This is a genomic window from Arthrobacter sp. FW305-BF8 (genome assembly GCF_021789315.1).
GTDB lineage: Bacteria > Actinomycetota > Actinomycetes > Actinomycetales > Micrococcaceae > Arthrobacter.
The window spans coordinates 569,169-586,845 of record NZ_CP084561.1; the positions used below are offsets into that span (position 1 = coordinate 569,169).

At 66.8% G+C, this 17,677-nt stretch carries 17 protein-coding genes; 9 read left to right on the forward strand and 8 right to left on the reverse strand.

Annotated elements, in window-relative coordinates; genetic code table 11:
- Positions 1-23 precede the first annotated feature (23 nt).
- Complete coding sequence (locus LFT45_RS02600; protein WP_236806385.1) at positions 24-725, forward strand: SDR family oxidoreductase; 702 nt, start codon at positions 24-26, stop codon at positions 723-725.
- On the opposite strand, the gene LFT45_RS02605 is transcribed toward LFT45_RS02600, so the two are convergent.
- Positions 691-1,884: a glycosyltransferase family 9 protein gene (locus LFT45_RS02605; protein WP_236808895.1), complete on the reverse strand. Its 1,194-nt coding sequence runs from the start codon at positions 1,882-1,884 to the stop codon at positions 691-693. The genes LFT45_RS02600 and LFT45_RS02605 overlap by 35 nt on opposite strands.
- Before the next feature lie 260 nt (positions 1,885-2,144).
- Between LFT45_RS02605 and LFT45_RS02610 the strand changes: the two genes are divergently transcribed.
- The 3 genes from LFT45_RS02610 (at position 2,145) to LFT45_RS02620 (ending at position 6,138) form a co-directional block, all read left to right on the forward strand.
- On the forward strand, positions 2,145-3,572 hold the full coding sequence (locus LFT45_RS02610) for an aldehyde dehydrogenase family protein (RefSeq protein WP_236806386.1): 1,428 nt from the start codon (positions 2,145-2,147) through the stop codon (positions 3,570-3,572).
- Positions 3,569-5,086, forward strand: coding sequence for a D-glycero-beta-D-manno-heptose 1-phosphate adenylyltransferase (rfaE2, locus tag LFT45_RS02615; protein ID WP_236806387.1), 1,518 nt, complete (start codon positions 3,569-3,571; stop codon positions 5,084-5,086). The genes LFT45_RS02610 and rfaE2 overlap by 4 nt, the downstream gene beginning before the upstream one ends.
- 107 nt (positions 5,087-5,193) lie before the next feature.
- Positions 5,194-6,138, forward strand: a complete 945-nt coding sequence (locus LFT45_RS02620; RefSeq protein WP_236806388.1) for a spermidine synthase — start codon at positions 5,194-5,196, stop codon at positions 6,136-6,138.
- 28 nt (positions 6,139-6,166) lie between these two features.
- Here the strand turns inward: LFT45_RS02620 and LFT45_RS02625 are convergent, their stop codons facing one another.
- The gene (locus tag LFT45_RS02625) at positions 6,167-7,087 is read right to left on the reverse strand and encodes a LysR family transcriptional regulator (RefSeq protein ID WP_236806389.1); all 921 of its coding nucleotides are present in this window, start codon (positions 7,085-7,087) and stop codon (positions 6,167-6,169) included.
- Between the two features lie 169 nt (positions 7,088-7,256).
- Here LFT45_RS02625 and LFT45_RS02630 point away from each other — a divergent pair, with 169 nt between their 5' ends.
- Positions 7,257-8,006 (forward strand): 3-hydroxybutyrate dehydrogenase, encoded by a 750-nt coding sequence (locus tag LFT45_RS02630; protein WP_214846108.1) that lies wholly within the window; start codon positions 7,257-7,259, stop codon positions 8,004-8,006.
- A gap of 4 nt (positions 8,007-8,010) precedes the next feature.
- On the opposite strand, the gene LFT45_RS02635 is transcribed toward LFT45_RS02630, so the two are convergent.
- The 5 genes from LFT45_RS02635 to LFT45_RS02655 form a co-directional block, all read right to left on the reverse strand.
- Entirely contained in the window at positions 8,011-8,646 is a 636-nt protein-coding gene (locus LFT45_RS02635) for a LysE family translocator (protein WP_236806390.1), read from the reverse strand.
- Between the two features lie 92 nt (positions 8,647-8,738).
- Positions 8,739-8,957, reverse strand: a complete 219-nt coding sequence (locus tag LFT45_RS02640; RefSeq protein ID WP_236806391.1) for a helix-turn-helix domain-containing protein — start codon at positions 8,955-8,957, stop codon at positions 8,739-8,741.
- Positions 8,958-9,004: 47 nt separating this feature from the next.
- Positions 9,005-9,259 (reverse strand): hypothetical protein, encoded by a 255-nt coding sequence (locus LFT45_RS02645; RefSeq protein ID WP_236806392.1) that lies wholly within the window; start codon positions 9,257-9,259, stop codon positions 9,005-9,007.
- 258 nt (positions 9,260-9,517) lie between these two features.
- Entirely contained in the window at positions 9,518-11,011 is a 1,494-nt protein-coding gene (locus LFT45_RS02650) for an amino acid permease (protein WP_236806393.1), read from the reverse strand.
- A 242-nt stretch (positions 11,012-11,253) separates the two neighbouring features.
- Complete coding sequence (locus tag LFT45_RS02655) at positions 11,254-12,171, reverse strand: SDR family oxidoreductase (RefSeq protein WP_236806394.1); 918 nt, start codon at positions 12,169-12,171, stop codon at positions 11,254-11,256.
- A 197-nt stretch (positions 12,172-12,368) separates the two neighbouring features.
- Between LFT45_RS02655 and LFT45_RS02660 the strand changes: the two genes are divergently transcribed.
- From LFT45_RS02660 to LFT45_RS02675, 4 genes are all read left to right on the forward strand, one after another.
- Entirely contained in the window at positions 12,369-13,193 is an 825-nt protein-coding gene (locus LFT45_RS02660; protein ID WP_236806395.1) for an IclR family transcriptional regulator, read from the forward strand.
- 235 nt (positions 13,194-13,428) lie between these two features.
- On the forward strand, positions 13,429-15,141 hold the full coding sequence (gene hutU / locus LFT45_RS02665) for a urocanate hydratase (RefSeq protein ID WP_236806396.1): 1,713 nt from the start codon (positions 13,429-13,431) through the stop codon (positions 15,139-15,141).
- A gap of 62 nt (positions 15,142-15,203) precedes the next feature.
- Positions 15,204-16,799: a histidine ammonia-lyase gene (hutH, locus tag LFT45_RS02670; RefSeq protein WP_236806397.1), complete on the forward strand. Its 1,596-nt coding sequence runs from the start codon at positions 15,204-15,206 to the stop codon at positions 16,797-16,799.
- Positions 16,800-16,964: 165 nt separating this feature from the next.
- Entirely contained in the window at positions 16,965-17,201 is a 237-nt protein-coding gene (locus LFT45_RS02675) for a hypothetical protein (protein ID WP_236806398.1), read from the forward strand.
- 112 nt (positions 17,202-17,313) lie between these two features.
- On the opposite strand, the gene LFT45_RS02680 is transcribed toward LFT45_RS02675, so the two are convergent.
- Entirely contained in the window at positions 17,314-17,574 is a 261-nt protein-coding gene (locus tag LFT45_RS02680) for a hypothetical protein (RefSeq protein ID WP_236806399.1), read from the reverse strand.
- Positions 17,575-17,677: the final 103 nt, after the last annotated feature.

Below are 17,677 nucleotides of genomic sequence, written 5' to 3' on the forward strand. Positions count from 1 at the left end.
AAGACCCAACCGAAAGGAACACCATGACTGAATCGACTTTCCGGCCCGGCCGGGTCCTGGTAACCGGCGGCGCCTCCGGTCTGGGGGCCGCCGTCGTTGATGCCGTGCTGAAAGCCGGGGGAACACCGGTGGTGCTGGACCGGGACATCCGGAACGTTGCGGCTGCGAAGGCTTTCGAGGTGGACGTCTCAGACCGCGTTGCCGTGACTGAAGCTGTCCGGCAGGCAGCCGAGACACTGGACGGGCTGGATGCCGTCGTCACCGCGGCGGGCATCGACCGGTGCGGCAAGCTGGAGGACGTGGCGGCGGAGGAATGGGAACGCGTCATCGGCGTCAACCTGATGGGCACAGTGTCCGTTGTGCGGGCGGCGCTTCCGTATCTGAAGGAGTCCCGGGGGCGGGTGGTCACCATTGCGTCCACGCTGGGCAAGCGGGCATTGCCGGAGGCCACCGCCTATTGCGCCTCAAAATTTGGGGTAGTGGGCTTCAGCCATTCGCTGGCGGCTGAGACGGGCGGTCAGATCGGCGTGACCACCATGATTCCCGGCGGCATGAAGACCCGCTTCTTTGATGACCGGGCAGAGCAGTACAAGCCGCAGGACGACTCACGCCTGAACGACCCCGGCAACGTGGCCCAGGCGATTCTGTTCGCACTGTCCCAGCCCGCCGGCTGCGAGGTCCGGGAAATGCTTATCTGCCACGAAGAAGAGGGCTCGTGGCCGTGAGCTGGAGCACGTCCTCGTAGACCTCGGCGGGTTCGACGGCCTTCACGGTGGACTCGTCATGAGGACACCGTGGGGCCGTCCATCCGACCTGCGTAATATCCACGCCGCACACCTCGCAGCGCGTGGCCCAGCCCAGGCGGATCCGGTGCAGGCTGCGCCCCAGCGGTGCGGCATTGATGGCGTTGCCCGTCCAGTAGATGCCCACAGTGGGTGTGCCCAGGGCCTGGGCCAGGTGGCGGGGTCCGCTGTCGTTGGCCAGCACGACGTCGCTGCCCGCGAGCAGTGCCGCGAGCTCGCCCAGGCTGAGCTTGCCGGCGAGTGACTCTACGGCCGGTCGGGCAGCGTCGGACCGGTCTGTGGGGGCATCTTCGACGGCGAGTTCCACCACCGTTTCGGCCAGTTCCTTTTCACTGCTGTCGCCGACCACAAGAACCCGGAAGCCGTCGTCGGCGGCCTTCCGCGCCACCGCGGCGAAGCGTTCGGCGGGCCAGCGCCGTCGCGGATCCGTCGCGCCCGGATGGATCACGAGTGTCGGGTGGTCTCCGGGCCCGCCGTTCCCCAAGGGCAGGTCCTGCTCGAGTTGCTGGCCAAATTCCGGCAGCGCCTGGAGTCTGGCTTCGAGCTCGCGGGGAGGGGCACCGGCAAATCCTGCCACCTCGAGGGCCCGGAGCGGTTCGTGCTGGTAATACAGGTACGGCACGGTACGCTCCAGCGGCTCCGCATCCGGGGTCCTGGTGCCCACGGTGTGCCGGGCTCCGAGCCGGAGCAGGAAGGGATTTGAGTAGCGCCCGCCGCCGTGCAGCTGGACGGCGAGGTCGAAGTTCCTGGCGCGCATTTCGGTGAAGAACTTTTCCAGTTCGTCGTCGTCCTCCGGCCCTGGACGGACACCTTCGGAAAAAGGCAGGATCACGGTCTCATCCGCCGGTCCCATGGTCTGGGACAGCAGCTCAGCATGAATTGGCGTGCCCAGCAGGGTGACGCTGGCGTCCGGATAAGCGGCCTTTAGGGCAGCCACCGCGGGAAGGGCAAACATCAGGTCACCCAGCCCGCCGCCACGGAGAACGGCGATGCGGGAGACACCGCTGAAGGCTTCCAAAACCGGGCCGATTCCTTGGCCCGTGATGCGCGCTCCGCCGAAGTCGGCGTTGATGAGTTCCATGGTGTCAGCCCTCTCGGCTCCGTCGTTGAGGTCGGGATGCATTCAGGTCAGGATGGGTTATGTGGAGCCACCCTACGGTGCATCGGCACCGTATTGCCAGCTCGGGATACCCTGCCCGCCACCGCGCCGGGACCCGGCCCGCCATCTCTGGAAACTCCTGCCGCAGCCGGGTGTAAACCTTTCGACGCCGGGGTACGGTCACCTCAGAGAGGGCAGGAATCGACGCCCGGCAGGCACAGGCCAACCCAGTGAGGAGCCACATGCAATCGACCATCACCAGCAAGCTGGCCAATGCGGAAGACATGCTCATCATCCTCAACCCGCGAACAGGGGAAACCGTCGGCAGCCTTTCCGTCGCCGGCGCAGATGACGTGGCGGGAGCCGTGGCAGCTGCCCGCGCGGCCCAGCCCGGCTGGGCTGCCACGCCGCCAGGGGAGCGGGGAAAGCTGTTGCGCGAGGCTGCCAGGGCCTTGGAGGCCGCCGGCGCCGAGCTTGCGGAACTGAATGCCCAGGAGACCGGCCGTCCGGTGGAGGAGGCCCTTGCCGGCATTGCCGCCGGTGTTTCCACACTGGAGCAGTACGCGGAACTAGGTCCGGTCCACCGGGGCCACAGCCTTCGCGGCAACGTGCTGGCGGCGGATTACACCGTCGCCGAGCCGCGCGGCGTGGCCGTCTTGCTGACGCCGTGGAACGACCCCGTGGCCGTGGCCTGCGGACTCATTGGCGCCGCCCTGGTTACCGGGAACACCGCCATTCACAAGCCGAGCGAGCGCTGCCCCCACCTGGGAAAGCTGCTGGGGGAGGCGCTGGCGCCGGTCTTTCCGCCCAACGTGCTGGTCACGCTGACCGGAGGGGCCGACGTCGGGACCCTCCTCACGCAGCAGCCGGACGTTGATATGTTCGCCCACGTCGGGTCCAGCGCGACCGGAGACCGGATTGCACGGGCGGCGGTACTGACGGGTGCCTATGTCATCAGGGAAAACGGCGGGAACGATCCGCTGCTGGTGGACGCGGACGTGGATCCCGGCTGGGCCGCGGAGCAGGCAGCGATCGGGGCCTTCAGCAACAGCGGGCAGATCTGCACGTCGGTGGAGCGGATCTACGTCCACGCGTCCATCGCCGAACCGTTCTGCCAGGCTCTCGTGGAGCAGGCCAGGGACCACAACCGGGAGAACCGGCTGGCGCCGCTCGTAGACACGAGGATGCGGGACGCCGTGCATGGGCACGTGACCGAGGCACTGCAGCTGGGCGCGCGGGCAATGGAGGGCGGCACTGTCCCGGACGGGCCTGGTGCGTTCTACCCGGCCACGGTCCTCGTGGATTGCATAGAGGCCATGGACGCCATGTCCGAGGAGACGTTCGGCCCCGTGGCGCCGGTGCGCGTGGTGAAAAGCTTCGAGGAAGGGCTCACGCTCGCCGCGGCCGGCCGGTACGGCCTTGCCGCCACCGTCCTGACGGGCAGCATCGCCCACGCCCAGCAGGCGGTCGCCGCGCTGCCGGTGGGGACTGTCAAGGTCAACGAGGTGTTCGGTGGCGCACCCGGCGGGGCCGCCCAGCCCCGGGGCGAAAGCGGGCACGGGTTTGGCTACGGACCCGAACTCCTGGACGAATTCAGCCGGGTCAAGGTGGTGCACATCGCTGCGCCGCCTGCGCCGGCAGCTCGTGACGTCAATGGGGCAGCGTCATGACCGCCGAACCGGTGCTTTCGGAGCAGCGCGGCCTTGCGGCGTGGCTTCCCCGGAGGCTGGCCCAGGAACATCCTGCCGTCACTGTGGTGGGCGACTTCATGCTCGACGGCTGGTGGAGCGGCACGATCGACAGGATGTGCCGCGAGGCCCCGGCTCCCGTGGTGGACATCGCCCGGCGTGACTTTGCCCCCGGCGGTGCCGCCAACACCGCTATGAACCTGGCCGCACTCGGCGCCCGCGTCAGCGTAGCCGGAATCATCGGAGCGGACGACGCCGGCGCGGAACTTCGGCGCCAACTGGTCGCCGCGGGGGTGGACACCACGCTGCTCACCGAACACCCGGACATGGCCACCCCTACCAAAATCCGGATCAGCAGCGGCGGGCAGGTCCTCTTGCGCTTCGACGACACCGCGGCAACCGTCCCGCCCGACGCCTTGGCGACGTTCGAGGCCGCGGTTCCTGCCGCCGTCGGACGCCAGAACGCGGTGGTGATCTGCGACTACGGAACGGGCGTCCTCGCAGAACCGGTCCGCGCCCGGCTCATAGAGTCCCTGGCCGGGCGCGGGCAGGGAACGCTTGTGGTGGTGGACGCGCACGATCCGCGCCCGTGGGCCGGACTGGAGCCGGACCTGGCCACGCCCAACGCGCAGGAGGCCGCCCGGATGCTTGACCTCCGGCTGGGCAGCGGGCCCGAGCGCGCGGCCGTGGTGACCGAGCACGCCGGCGAGCTGCTGCAGGCGACGGGAGCACGCGCCGTCGTGGTCACGCTGGACCGGGACGGGACGGTCCTCATTCCAGCCGCCGGAAATCAGCACCGGACGTGGGCACGGCCTGCCACCGAGAAGCAGGCCTCCGGTGCAGGCGACACGTTCGTGGCTGCCTTGACCCTGGCGCGTGCGGCGTCACTGCCGCTGTCGGCCAGCCTGGACCTGGCGCAGGCCGCTGCGGATGTGGTGGTCCACCATCCCGGGACGTCGGTGTGCGGCACGGACGAGCTGGGCCGCTACCTGGAAAGCTTCGGGGACGCCGCCCTGACCGCTGACGAACTGGAGCGGCACATCCGTGCCCACCGCAACGACGGCCAGCGCGTGGTGCTGACCAACGGGTGTTTCGACGTCTTGCACCGCGGACATACCCGTTACCTGAACCAGGCCAAGCAGCTCGGCGACGTCCTGGTGGTGGCTCTCAACAGTGACGACTCCGTCCGGAAGCTCAAGGGGCCGGGCCGTCCCATCAACAGCGTGGCGGACCGGGCGGCCGTGATCGCCGCCCTGAGCTGCGTGGACTACGTGACCGTCTTCGACACCGCAACGCCCATTCCCCTGATCGAACAGCTGCGCCCGGAAATCTACGCCAAAGGCGGGGATTACACGCCGGAGATGCTGGCCGAAACCGAAGCCGTGGAGGCGTACGGCGGCACGGTCACCATCCTCGACTACGTGGCTGAGCGTTCCACCACGGCGATGGTCCAGCGCATCCGCAACGGCGAGGGCGCCCCTGTCCCGGAGGGGTAAACTGCCGGCGTGGCCTGCCGCCGCCCGCCGGAGGGCAAGCTCTGGCCGGCAGGCCCCTTCACCCCGGTCAACTAGGCTTGAAGCATGACGGAAGCGGCGGGGAACTGATGGGACGGCGCACCAAGTCAGGCGGGAAGCCGGGTTCCCACGCAGGCAGCAAAACAGGCGGCAGAAGAGGCACAGCAGCGGCCTCCGACGTGCTGGAAGTCGCCAAAGGAGCACGTTCAGACGGCCCCGTTGCGGGCGTCTACTACATCGACACTGGCGACTGCGAGCTCATCGCCGACCAGGACAACTCCACGGGCTGGCTCCTGCGCATCAACGGCGTGATGAGTTCCCACATTGACCTTGCCGATCCGCTGTTCCTCGACTTCGAGTACATGCGCTGGATGTCCGCCCTCATCGAATCCCGCTGGCAGCCTGAGACCAAGCCGAGGCTGCGGGGTCTGCACCTGGGCGGCGGAGCGTGCTCGCTGGCCCGCTACTTCCACGCGGCCTACCCGGACGCCCGCCAGGTGGTGGTGGAGCTGGACGGAAAACTCGCCGAGTATGTCCGCGGCTGGTTCGACCTTCCCAAGGCCCCGCTGTTGCGGCTTCGCGTCGGCGAGGCCCGTGCCGTGACCGAGACCCTCACCCCGGACACCCGCGACTTCATCATCCGGGACGTCTTCGCCGGCGCGGTGACCCCGGTTGCGCTGACCACGGCCGAGTTCAACGAACATGTCCGCCGGGTGCTCGCCCCCGGCGGAATTTACGTGGTCAATTCTGGCGACGGTCCGGACCTGAAGAATGCCCGGGAGGACGCGGCCACCATCGCGGCCGTCTTCGAACACACCATCATCATCGCGGACCCGGCCATGCTGAAGGGGCGCCGCTACGGGAACATGGTGATGGCCGGCAGCGACCAGCCGTTCGACGACGATCCGCAGCTCGCGCGGCGCCTCCTGGGCGGGGCGGTGCCGGCGCATATCTGGGACGACGAGAAGGTTCGGGCCTTCGCCGCCGGAGCCCAGGTGCGCCACGATCCTGCGCCACCGTCGACTGCTGAGTAACTGCCCTTCTGCGCGCTCGAAACGGCACCTACCCAGCAGCGGCTGAACCGCCGCGTCCCTGCCCCAGTAGCCACTCCCGGTGCGCGGTCGTTTGTTCGCGCAGCGCCGTCACCACGGCAGCGACCGCAGGCCGGCGCATCGACTCCGGACGCAGGACCATCCAGTAGGGCAGCCGTTCGGCGATGTCCCGGGGCAGCAGGCGCACCAGGTCCTCGTGCCTGTCGGCCATGAAACAGGGGAGGAACCCCACCCCGGCTCCTGCCCGGGTGGCCTCGACGTGCACAAACACGTTGGTGGAGCTGACGCCGTCGCGCATTGCCGGCACCAGGCGCCGCGGTGCATCAAGATCGTCCACCTGCAGCATGGAGTCCACGAAGTACACGAGCGGATGGGCGGTCAGGGCCTCCACCGACTCCGGCGTTCCGTTGGCCTCGATGTACGAGCGGGACGCGTACATTCCGAGCTCGTACTCGCCGAGCCGGAACGCTTCGGCCCGGTGCACCTGCGGCTCGCCGACCACCACCTCGATGTCCAGTCCCGAGCGTTGCTGGAGCGCCCGGCGGGTGACGGTGACGATCTCCACGCTGAGCCCCGGGTGGTCCCTCCTCACCCGGGCAACCGCGGGAGCGGCGATATATGCGCTGAAGCCGTCGGTCGCCGTCATGCGTACGACGCCGGTAACCGGGTCAGGCGCGCGGCCTGACGGTCCCAGCGCACGCACCGCCGTTTCCACCTGCTCAGCAACCAGCACGGCCTGGGCTCCGAGTGCTGTCAGCTCCCAGCCCCCTGAGGCCCGGGCGAGAACACGGCCGCCCAGGGCCTTCTCCAGCGCGGCGATCCGGCGTGAAACGGTGGTGTGGTTCAGGCCCAGGACCTGGGCCGCCGTCGTGAATTTTGCCGAGCGGGAGACGGCGAGCAGCACCAGCAGGTCGTCGGGGTTGGCATCCATATCTGCAATTTTGCACGAATCCAGTGCCTGATTAGTCATTGAACCGCGTTCCGTCTGCAGGAATACTCGGGTGAATCGGAAGTGCTGCACGAGTTGTAAGTGAACGGCGTGCGGCACGTGTCAACGTGGACACTTGGAGGAGCAGACTGTGGACGCACAAGGTCCGGACGTGGAAAAAAACCTGAACGGCCGCAAGGCCCTGGTCACCGGCGGGGCCAGCGGGATCGGCGCGGCGTGCGTACGGGAACTGGCCGCCAGGGGAGCCAAGGTGGTGGTGGCCGACGTCGACGAAGCCGGCGCCGCGGCCCTCGCCGATGAGGTGGGCGGCACATCCTGGGCTGTCGACCTCCTGGACGTCGAGGCGCTTGCCGCACTGAGCCTGGACTGCGACATCCTGGTGAACAACGCCGGCATCCAGCGCATCAGCCCCATCGAGGACTTCGATCCCGTGGCGTTCCGGCGGATCCTGGCACTCATGCTCGAAGCGCCCTTCCTGCTGATCCGGGCCGCGTTGCCGCACATGTACGCCAATGGCTTTGGGCGCGTCATCAACCTGTCGTCAGTGCACGGTCTCCGGGCCTCCCCGTTCAAGAGCGCCTACGTCTCGGCGAAGCACGGGCTTGAGGGGCTGAGCAAGGTAACGGCACTTGAAGGCGGGGAGCACGGGGTCACGTCCAACTGCATCAACCCCGGGTATGTGCGCACCCCGCTGGTGGAGAAGCAGATCGCGGACCAGGCGCGTGTCCACGGGATTCCGGAGTCGGAGGTCCTGGCGAAGGTGATGCTCACCGAATCCGCTGTGAAACGGCTGGTGGAACCCGAAGAGGTGGCGTCCCTGGTCGCATGGCTGTCCTCCGACGCCGCCGGAATGGTCACCGGGGCCAGCTACACGATGGACGGGGGTTGGTCCGCCCGCTAATCCCCTAGCTCTTGGTCCCCGTCAGGGCGAGGGTTCCGCCGAGCCCGATCATCATCACCCCGCCGGTTGTCGTGACGGCTGCCACCCGGCGGGGCGAGCGGGCGAACCATTGCCGTGCAGTTCCCGCGGCCAGCGCCCAAGCGCTGTCCGAAACCAGCGCGATGGCCAGGAACGTGGCACCAAGCAGGGCGAGCTGGACGGGAATGGCACCGGCAGAATGGTCCACGAACTGGGGGAGGACCGCCACGAAGAACACCACGGACTTCGGATTCGTGGCCCCCACAATGAAGCCTTCGCGCAGAATCCGCCGGGTGGTCGCCGGCCTGGACGGATCAGGGCCTGAAGGGCCGCCACGGCGGTGGAGCACCGCCTGGATTCCCAGATAGATGAGGTAGGCCGCGCCGGCAAACTTCACCACGGTGAACAGCAGTAACGACTCAGCCAGCACCACGCCGAGCCCCAACGCCACGGCTGCGATCTGCACCAGTTCCCCGGCCGCGTTGCCGAGGACACTCAGCAGTCCGCCCCGCCGCCCTAATGCCAGCGACCGTCCGATGACGAACAGGACGCTTGGGCCCGGCACGGCGATGAGCAACGCGGAGACCAAGGCAAAGGCGAGGAGATTCTGCAGCGGCAGCATGCCTGATGGTAACGCCGGCGGTTGATGGCCAACCAGCACCCATGTGCTCCCAGGCGTTGGCAACAGCCCGACGGCCCCTCAACTTCGCGCGCTCAGCTTCGTGCGCCCGGGGGATCATCCGGGCCCGGGTTGCCTGAGGCCCGGATGTACTCCTCCACGGCCGACTCCGGCACACGGTAGGACTTGCCGAACCGGTCCGCTGCAAGCGTTCCGGCCCGGACCATCCGGTAGACGGTCATTTTGGAAAGGCGCAAGGCAGCGGCCACCTCGGCAATGGTGAGATAGGCAGTTGGCAGGTTGGCGATGGACATGGAATCGGCTCCTGTTGCTCGTCGGCTGGACTGGCGGGGATGACCCGCTAGTCCGGCCGCCTCAGTTGCCGGTGATCGTAGAAGTACACCCGGTCTGAGGAGCGGATCCCGATCGACCGGCCGTTCTTGACCACCACGGTGCCTTCCCGCCGGCCGTTGAACGGATCGTCGCCCAGCAGAACGTCGCCGATCCTGTATGGAACAGCGGCCGTGCGCGCCCGTTGCAGCGTCTGGGCCAGGAAGCCGGACAACCGCCCGGACTGAACATTTTCTGCCGGCGCCCCGGCCTGGATTTCCAACATGAGGACCACTCCTTCGCAGTGTGACCAATCGTCGAGTCACTGGTGGCGCGGAGCCGGTACATCATGCGGGGTCTCTACCCCCGGCCGGCTGGCACCGTGTAGTCCACTTTAGGGAGCAATCACATGCGTCACACGGGTAACATCTACCTCATTTATCACACCGTGCACTCGGGTAACAGGCGCCAAGTACCTGTCTTTTTCCATTTTTACTACTTGTTTTCGCGTAATCCAGCCTTGAGCGCCATTTTCGCAGAAATCCTACTCAGTTTTGGCGACCACGGGCAGCGGGGAGGTCTCGTCCTCAAGGTGGGCCCGGCGTCGTCCGATGCCCCTGACCCAAAGCCCGTAGGCGGCCACCAGCAGTCCCAACCACACGGCCCCCACGTACAGCGCCACGCGAGTGTCCTCAAAGAAGCCCAGCACTGCGATGACCAGGACCATGAAGCCGATGGTGAGAACGGACGCAGTCGGCCACCATAGGGAGGGGAAGTCCGACGCCGGCAGGCCCTTCCGGGCGATTTCGCGTTTCATGGCCACGTGGGAGGCGAGAATCATCACCCACACCCAGACGGTGGCGAACGTGGCGATGGAGGCGATGAGTAGGAAGACATCTTCAGGGATGACTGCGTTCAGCACCACTCCCACCAGGAGGATTCCGGTCATCATCACCACGGTCATCCACGGCACGCCATGCCGCGACACCCGTCCGAAGCTCTGCGGAGCGTGGCCCTGCTTGGCCAGGCCGAAGAGAATCCGCCCGGCGCCGAAGATGTCGCTGTTGATGGCGGACAGTGCGGCGGTTATCACCACGGCGTTGAGGATGTGGGGGGCGGCAGGAATACCCAGCCCGCTGAAGATCTGGACGAAGGGACTGCCGTTGCTGCCGATCTCGTTCCAGGGGAAGAGGCTCATCAGCACTCCAAGGGTCAGCACATAGAACAGCAGGACGCGGACCGGTACCGTGTTGACGGCCTTCGGGATCACCTTCTTGGGGTCGGCTGCCTCGCCGGCCGTGATGCCGATCGTTTCGATGCCGCCGAAGGCGAACATGACGACGGCGAACGAGGCCAGGAGCCCCTCGAAGCCGTTCGGGAACAGGCCGCCGTGCTCCACGAGGTTTCCCAGGCCCGGGGCGGCCGAGGCGTCGCCGATCTGGAATCCGAACGCGAGGATGGCCGCTCCGCCAGCGATCATGGCGATAATTGCTGCAACCTTGACCAGCGTGAACCAGAATTCGAGTTCACCGAACACCTTTACGCTCAGCAGGTTCAGCGCAGCGAGAAGGAAGATGATGGCCAGGATCCAGACCCACCGCTCCACGGACGGGAACCAGAAACCCATGTAGATGCTGAAGGCGGTGACGTCGGCGATGGCCACGATCGCCATTTCAAAGACGTAGGTCCAGCCGGTCACGAATCCGGCCAGCGGGCCAAGGTAGCGGCTGGCGTACTGCCCGAAGGATCCCGAGACCGGGTGCCGCACGGCCATTTCCCCCAGGGCGCGCATCACCATGAACACGGCGGCACCGCCGATCATGTAGGCGAACAGCACGGCGGGGCCGGCTTTTTGGATGGCTGAGGCCGAACCGTAGAACAGGCCGGTGCCGATGGCGGAGCCCAGCGCCATGAAGCGGATGTGGCGGACGTTGAGCCCGCGGTTCAGAACGGTTCCGGCGGCGGTTCCGGCGGCGGTGCGTACCGTTCCCGTCCCGTTTTCGGCCGCCAATTCATCTCTTGTTTGGGCTTGTTGCATGCCAATACCTTCTCGTCATTGGGAGGGGGATCGCTATCCAGCAGACCACGTATACGGGAGTTGTGATGAGGCTCACGGGGTCTTGGTGTCTTCCATTTCAGACTGTGTGGGTTGCAGCGTGTGCGCTCAGCGGTGGTGGCGCAGGCGCGAACTGGCAGGTAATGCCCTCAAATCCCAGTACCGAGGGCATTACCTGACAGTTCGCGCTTCTGTTTTCCCGACGCTTCTGTTTTCCCGGCGCTTCAGCGGTAGCCGCTGGCATCCGCCGGCAGCCCGGCCTCCTGGATCTCCTCCAGATAGCGCCAGCAGTCTGGCCGGGAGCCGTCGACGTCGGTAAAGCCGTACTCCTGCGCAAGCCCGCCGGAGGAGAAGGAGCCGCCGGTCCGGCTGTGCACGTCAGGGTCGGCGGCGAGGGCGGCGACCGCCCGGCCCACAAAGCGCGGGCTTTCGGAGATGGCGGCGAAATGCGGATTCGTGGCGGCCGCCTCGCGCCAGTTGGCTTCGGTCACGCCGTAGTGTTCGAGCATCATTTCCGAGCGCATCCAGCCCGGCGTCAGCGCCACGGCCGTGCAACCGAACGCCTTCAGCTCCTCGGCTTGGCTGAAGGCGAGCCGCAGGACGGCGGATTTGGCGAGATCGTAAAACGCGGAGAGCCGGTAATGCGCTGCGTTGTACTCTCGAGTTCCGTCCGTCATCTCCACCACCAGTCCTCCCGGGCGGCGGATGAGGAGCGGCAGCGCGAAGTGGCTGGTGATCAGGTGCGTGTCGACGGCGCCGTGCAGCATCCGCAAACCGCCGTCAACATCGTGTTCCCACAGGGGCGTGTTCCACTGGATGAGGTTCTCACCGCCCCAAATGTCGTTCACCAGGATGTCCAGCCGGCCGTCTTCGTGGTCGATGTGCCGGACCAGCGCGTCCACCTCCGAAGCATTGAGATGGTCGACGGCCACTGCGATGCCAGTTCCGCCTGCCGCACTGACCATGGCGGCGGTTTCTTCAATGGTTTCGGGGCGACGATAGTCGGAGGTCTGGGCTTTCGAGGTGCGCCCGGTGCAGTAGACCACCGCCCCGGCCTCACCCAGGGCCACGGCGGTACCGCGACCTGCCCCTCGCGTGGCCCCGGCGACCAGAGCTACCTTGCCCTTGAGTGGAGATTCCATGGACCAACGCTAGCTCCGTGCGCGGGAAAGCGGGATGATGGGCGGGCGCCTGGGATGTCCGGTATTCCAGACAGGGGTGCTGCTGAAGGGCGACTTCAGCCATGGGCGAGGCCCAAACTTTAAGTACGGGATACCGGACACCTTTCCGGGACACCTGAAGACAGATAGACAGCTCAACGGCGAGGCCCGGAGGACACATGGCAGGCACGATGACCGCAGCAGCGGCAAAACGGCCGGAATCAGCAGTCAAGGCGAAAGTTCCAGCCGCCGAAAATACCTTGCGGATCCTCAAACTGTTGGGTTCCAAGCGGGGGCCGATGGCGGCGTCGAACATTGCCACGGCATTGGGCCTGCCGCGCTCCAGCGTGTACCACCTCCTTGGCGTCATGGAGGCGAACGGCTTTGTCCTGCACCTGCACGAGGAGCAGCGGTACGGCCTTGGCATCAGCGCCTTCGAGCTCAGTTCCGCGTACTCCCGGCAGGAACCGCTGTCCCGGCTTGGGCGACCCATGCTGGCTTCACTCGTTGATGTCCTTGGCGAGAGTGCGCACCTGGCCGTCCTGCACGGCCGGGACGTGCTCTACATCGTGGAGGAGCGGGCCAAGAACCGGCCGTCCCTCGTGACCGACGTCGGCGTCCGGCTGCCGAGCCACCTCACCGCCAGCGGCCGGGCCATCCTGGCCGCGCTGCCGAAGTCGCAGGTCCGCGCGCTGTATCCCAACGCGGCCGCCTTCACCGCCCGGCACGAGGTCGAGGGTGCCATTATGAAGTACTCCGCGTTGTCGTCGCACCTTGACCGGGTGCGGCAGCGTGGCTACGCCACGGAACACGGCGAGGTGACACCGGGCTTTGGCTCCATCGCCGCCGCTGTCACGGATCACCTTGGATGGCCGACGGCGGCGGTCGCCGTCACGTTCCTCGAGGACAAGCTGCCGGAGGACCAGTGGCCGGTGCTCGCCGCCCGCGTACAGAAGGTCGCCGATGAACTCTCGGTGCGCATCCACGGCCGCCCGGCGAAGTAGCAGCCCAACTAGGTCGCAGCACAGGGCGTTCTCAGCGCCGGGAACGTCCTCAGCTGCTACCTAGTTGGGTCTGGAATACCGGACAGCAGCCGCCGGAAACCCCTGTTTGGCCCGCCATGAAGGGGCTTTAGTTGATACAGAAGCACTTTCGCTCGAACCACGATTTGCCTGACAACACAGCATTCCGCAACACGCAACAGCGATACACACATCCCCGCGATACGAAGGAGCCACCATGGCACCCGCCGATTTCACCACCGGTGCCCGCCCGGTCAAAGCAGCCCGAGGCACCGAGCTCACCGCCAAGTCCTGGCAGACCGAAGCACCCCTGCGCATGCTCATGAACAACCTCGACCCTGAGGTCGCCGAACGCCCGGATGACCTGGTGGTCTACGGCGGTACCGGCCGGGCCGTGCGCTCCTGGGCCGCATTCGATGCCATCACCCGCACCCTGGAAACGATGGACAAGGACGAGACCCTGCTGGTCCAGTCCGGCAAGCCGGTGGGCGTCTTCCGCACCAATGAATGGGCGCCGCGTGTGCTGTTGGCCAACTCCAACCTCGTCGGCGACTGGGCTACGTGGCCCGAGTTCCGCCGGCTCGAGGCCGAGGGCCTGATGATGTACGGGCAGATGACGGCCGGTTCCTGGATCTACATCGGCACGCAGGGCATCCTGCAGGGGACGTTCGAAACCTTCGCAGCCATCGCGCGCAAGCTCACTGGAGACAGCAATGGCACGCTCGCCGGCACCCTGACACTGACCGGCGGCTGCGGCGGCATGGGCGGCGCCCAGCCCCTCGCCGTCACCCTGAACGAGGGCGCCTGCCTGATTGTCGACGTCGACGAGACCCGCCTCCGCCGCCGCGCCGGCAAGCGCTACCTGGACGAGGTGGAAACCGACCTCGACGCCGCCATCGCCAAGGTCCTGAAGGCCAAGGAAGAGCGCCGCGGCTGGTCCGTGGGCTATGTCGGCAACGCCGCCGAGGTGTTCCCCGAACTCCTTCGCCGGCACAAGGCCGGCGAGCTGACCATCGACATCGTCACCGACCAGACCTCCGCCCACGACCCCCTGAGCTATCTGCCGGAAGGCATCTCCGTGGACGAATGGCACCGCGAAGCAGAAGCTGACCCGGAGGGCTTCACCAAGAAGGCCCAGGCATCGATGGCCAAGCACGTCCAGGCCATGGTCGAATTCCAGGACGCCGGCGCCGAGGTGTTCGACTACGGAAACTCCATCCGCGACGAGGCCCGCAAGGGCGGCTACAGCCGGGCATTCGAATTCCCCGGTTTCGTTCCGGCCTACATCCGCCCGCTGTTCTGCGAGGGCCTGGGCCCGTTCCGCTGGGTCGCCCTCTCCGGGGATCCCGAGGACATCGCCGTCACCGACAAAGCCATCAAGGAGCTCTTCCCGGAGAATCAGCACCTGCACCGCTGGATCGACGCCGCCGCCGAGCGCGTGGAGTTCGAAGGCCTGCCGGCCCGCATTTGCTGGCTGGGCTACGGCGAACGCGCCAAGGCCGGGCTGTTGTTCAACCAGCTGGTCAAGGAAGGCAAGGTCAAGGCGCCCATCGTGATCGGCCGCGACCACCTGGACTCCGGCTCCGTCGCCTCCCCGTACCGGGAAACGGAAGCCATGGCCGACGGCTCCGACCCCATCGCCGACTGGCCCATGCTCAACGCCCTGCTCAACACCGCCTCCGGCGCCACCTGGGTCTCCCTCCATCACGGCGGAGGAGTCGGCATCGGCCGCTCCATCCACGCCGGCCAGGTCTCGGTCGCCGACGGCACCGATCTCGCAGCGCAGAAGCTCGAGCGGCTCCTCACCAACGATCCCGGCATGGGCGTGATCAGGCATGTCGACGCCGGCTATGACCGCGCCGTCGACGTCGCCAAGGAACGCGGCGTCCGGATCCCGATGAACGAATCCACCCCAAGTAGCTCGCATTAGACGTCGTTTTGGCTGCTCAAAACGACAACAACTGCCAGTCAGTTGGGAAGAAGGAAGAAGAAATGACAACTATCACCACCCACGAACCGCTCACCGTTACCCTCGGTGCCAGCGGTGCCACGCCCGAGGACCTCGTCGCCGTCGCACGCCATGACGCCAAGGTGACCATCTCCCAGAACGCCCTGGAAACCGTCGCCAAGGTCCGCGCACACATCGACGAACTGGCCCACAGCGACGTGCCCGCGTACGGCATCTCCACGGGCTTCGGCGCGCTGGCCAACCGCCACATCCCCGGCGAGCTGCGGACCCAGCTGCAGAAGTCGCTGATCCGCAGCCACGCCGCCGGCATGGGCCCCGCGGTGGAACGCGAAGTAGTCCGCGGCATCATGTTCCTGCGCGCCAAGACCCTCGCCTCGGGCCGTACCGGTGTCCGGCCGGTGGTCCTGCAGACCATGGTGGACGTGCTCAACGCCGGCATCACCCCGGTGGTCCGGGAGTTCGGTTCGCTGGGCTGCTCCGGCGACCTGGCACCGCTGTCCCACTGCGCCCTGGTCCTCATGGGTGAAGGCGAAGCGACAGGACCCGACGGCGAACTGTACGGCGGCGCCGGCCAACCCACGGTTGCTGAACTGCTCGCCGCGCACGGCATCGAACCGGTGACGCTTGCCGAGAAGGAAGGTCTGGCGCTGGTCAACGGCACCGAGGGCATGCTGGGCATGCTCCTGATGGCCATAGCGGACCTGCGGCAGTTGCTGACGGCGGCGGACATCACCGCCGCGCTCAGCGTCGAGGCGCTGCTCGGCACGGACCAGGTGTTCCTGCCCGAGCTGCACGCCGCCCTCCGCCCGCACCCCGGCCAGGCCGCCTCCGCGGACAATATGCTCCGGGTTCTGTCTGACTCGGCCATCGTGGCCTCGCACCGGGTGGGCGATTCACGTGTCCAGGACGCATACTCGCTGCGCTGTGCACCCCAGGTTGCGGGCGCCGTCCGGGACACGGTCGACCACGCTGAGCTGGTGGCTTCCCGTGAACTCGCGGCCGCCATCGACAACCCCGTGGTCCTGCCTGACGGCCGGGTCAGCTCCAACGGCAACTTCCACGGCGCACCGGTGGCGTACGTGCTCGATTACCTGGCCATCGCCGTGGCGGACCTCAGCTCCATCGCCGAACGGCGCACGGACCGCATGCTTGACCCGGCCCGTTCGCACGGCCTGCCGGCGTTCCTGGCAGCGGATCCGGGCGTGGACTCGGGCCTCATGATCGCCCAGTACACCCAGGCGGGCCTGGTCTCGGACAACAAGCGGCTCGCGGTGCCCGCCTCCGTCGACTCCATCCCGAGCTCCGCCATGCAGGAGGACCACGTGTCCATGGGCTGGCACGCCGCCCGCAAGCTCCGGAAGGCCGTGGAGAACCTCCGCCGCGTTCTCGCGATCGAACTCGTGACGTCGGCACGGGCCATAGATATGCGCACGCAGCTCTCCGATGGCCAGCTGACCCCGGGTCCTGCGGGGGCGGCTGTCCTCGAAGCGCTGCGGACCGTCGTGGGCGGTCCGGGCACGGACAGGTTCCTCTCACCGGAGCTCGAGGCCGCCGACCAGCTGGTCGGCTCTGGTGCGGTGCGGGCGGCAGCCGAATCCGCCGTCGGAAATCTCGCCTGACGGTGAACAAAGTGCACCGCCGGCAAACATTTTGCCGGCGGTGCCGAAATACTCCGCAACGGGCCGCACACAGCCCGGCGGGTGTAGTAGAACTAAAGGTGTAGTAAAAGTCACATCAAAGAGGCTGTGGCGGAAGAGAACATCCACAAAGGGGTAGAAGTTCAAATGAAAGCACGCGGGGCAGTCCTGTCCAGACGCATGGCACACGCAGCTACGGTCACCAACTGGGGATCGCTGCACGTGGGCGAGCGGGTCGAGATCATCAAGCATGCCCATGTCATTGCGGCAGGCGAGGTGGAGGAAGTCTCACGGAGCGGAAACGTGTTGTGGCTGATCTGCGGTGGAGCGCCTGAGTCGCAGCTCTTTATGAGGTCCGACGGCGTGCAGGTGCGCCGGATGTAATCCGGCAGAAGCGGCGCGGCAGGCCGCGCTCCGGAAAAACAAAAAGCCCCCGACCTTGGCTCATTCGGCCCTTCGGCCAGAATGAGTTCAGGATCGGGGGCTTTTTCGCGCGCTAGGCCGCGATGTCCTCGTGTGTTTCACCGAAGGGAACAGACTCGTCGAGGGCCACCGTGTAGCGGCCTGGCTCGAGGCGCGTGACCTTGATGCCGCAGGTGCCTTCCTGGGCGGCCGTTTCGATCAGCGTCTCCACGGCGCTTTCCAGGCCGTCGTGGACCTGGGCGGCACTCGTGAATGCCAGGTGGATGGACCGGGCATCCGCAGAGGGAGACGCGCTCGTAGGAGCGGTTGGGCGCTCCAGGGTTGCTGTGCTCAATGTACTGACTTTCTTTGGTTCTTGCCGGGGGGCAGTAGACCATTCTACCGGGAGTCAGGGCAAAGGTAAGATGACTGTCATTTGACAGCCATGTTGACGATAG

Coding starts and splice junctions, on each gene's coding strand:
- hutH (WP_236806397.1), top strand. CDS start 15,204: ATGACAACTATCACCACCCACGAACCGCTCACCGTTACCCTCGGTGCC.
- LFT45_RS02660 (WP_236806395.1), top strand. CDS start 12,369: ATGGCAGGCACGATGACCGCAGCAGCGGCAAAACGGCCGGAATCAGCA.
- hutU (WP_236806396.1), top strand. CDS start 13,429: ATGGCACCCGCCGATTTCACCACCGGTGCCCGCCCGGTCAAAGCAGCC.
- LFT45_RS02600 (WP_236806385.1), top strand. CDS start 24: ATGACTGAATCGACTTTCCGGCCCGGCCGGGTCCTGGTAACCGGCGGC.
- LFT45_RS02620 (WP_236806388.1), top strand. CDS start 5,194: ATGGGACGGCGCACCAAGTCAGGCGGGAAGCCGGGTTCCCACGCAGGC.
- LFT45_RS02635 (WP_236806390.1), bottom strand. CDS start 8,646: ATGCTGCCGCTGCAGAATCTCCTCGCCTTTGCCTTGGTCTCCGCGTTG.
- LFT45_RS02655 (WP_236806394.1), bottom strand. CDS start 12,171: ATGGAATCTCCACTCAAGGGCAAGGTAGCTCTGGTCGCCGGGGCCACG.
- LFT45_RS02650 (WP_236806393.1), bottom strand. CDS start 11,011: ATGCAACAAGCCCAAACAAGAGATGAATTGGCGGCCGAAAACGGGACG.
- LFT45_RS02605 (WP_236808895.1), bottom strand. CDS start 1,884: ATGGAACTCATCAACGCCGACTTCGGCGGAGCGCGCATCACGGGCCAA.
- LFT45_RS02640 (WP_236806391.1), bottom strand. CDS start 8,957: ATGTCCATCGCCAACCTGCCAACTGCCTATCTCACCATTGCCGAGGTG.
- rfaE2 (WP_236806387.1), top strand. CDS start 3,569: ATGACCGCCGAACCGGTGCTTTCGGAGCAGCGCGGCCTTGCGGCGTGG.
- LFT45_RS02625 (WP_236806389.1), bottom strand. CDS start 7,087: ATGGATGCCAACCCCGACGACCTGCTGGTGCTGCTCGCCGTCTCCCGC.
- LFT45_RS02610 (WP_236806386.1), top strand. CDS start 2,145: ATGCAATCGACCATCACCAGCAAGCTGGCCAATGCGGAAGACATGCTC.
- LFT45_RS02645 (WP_236806392.1), bottom strand. CDS start 9,259: ATGTTGGAAATCCAGGCCGGGGCGCCGGCAGAAAATGTTCAGTCCGGG.
- LFT45_RS02675 (WP_236806398.1), top strand. CDS start 16,965: ATGAAAGCACGCGGGGCAGTCCTGTCCAGACGCATGGCACACGCAGCT.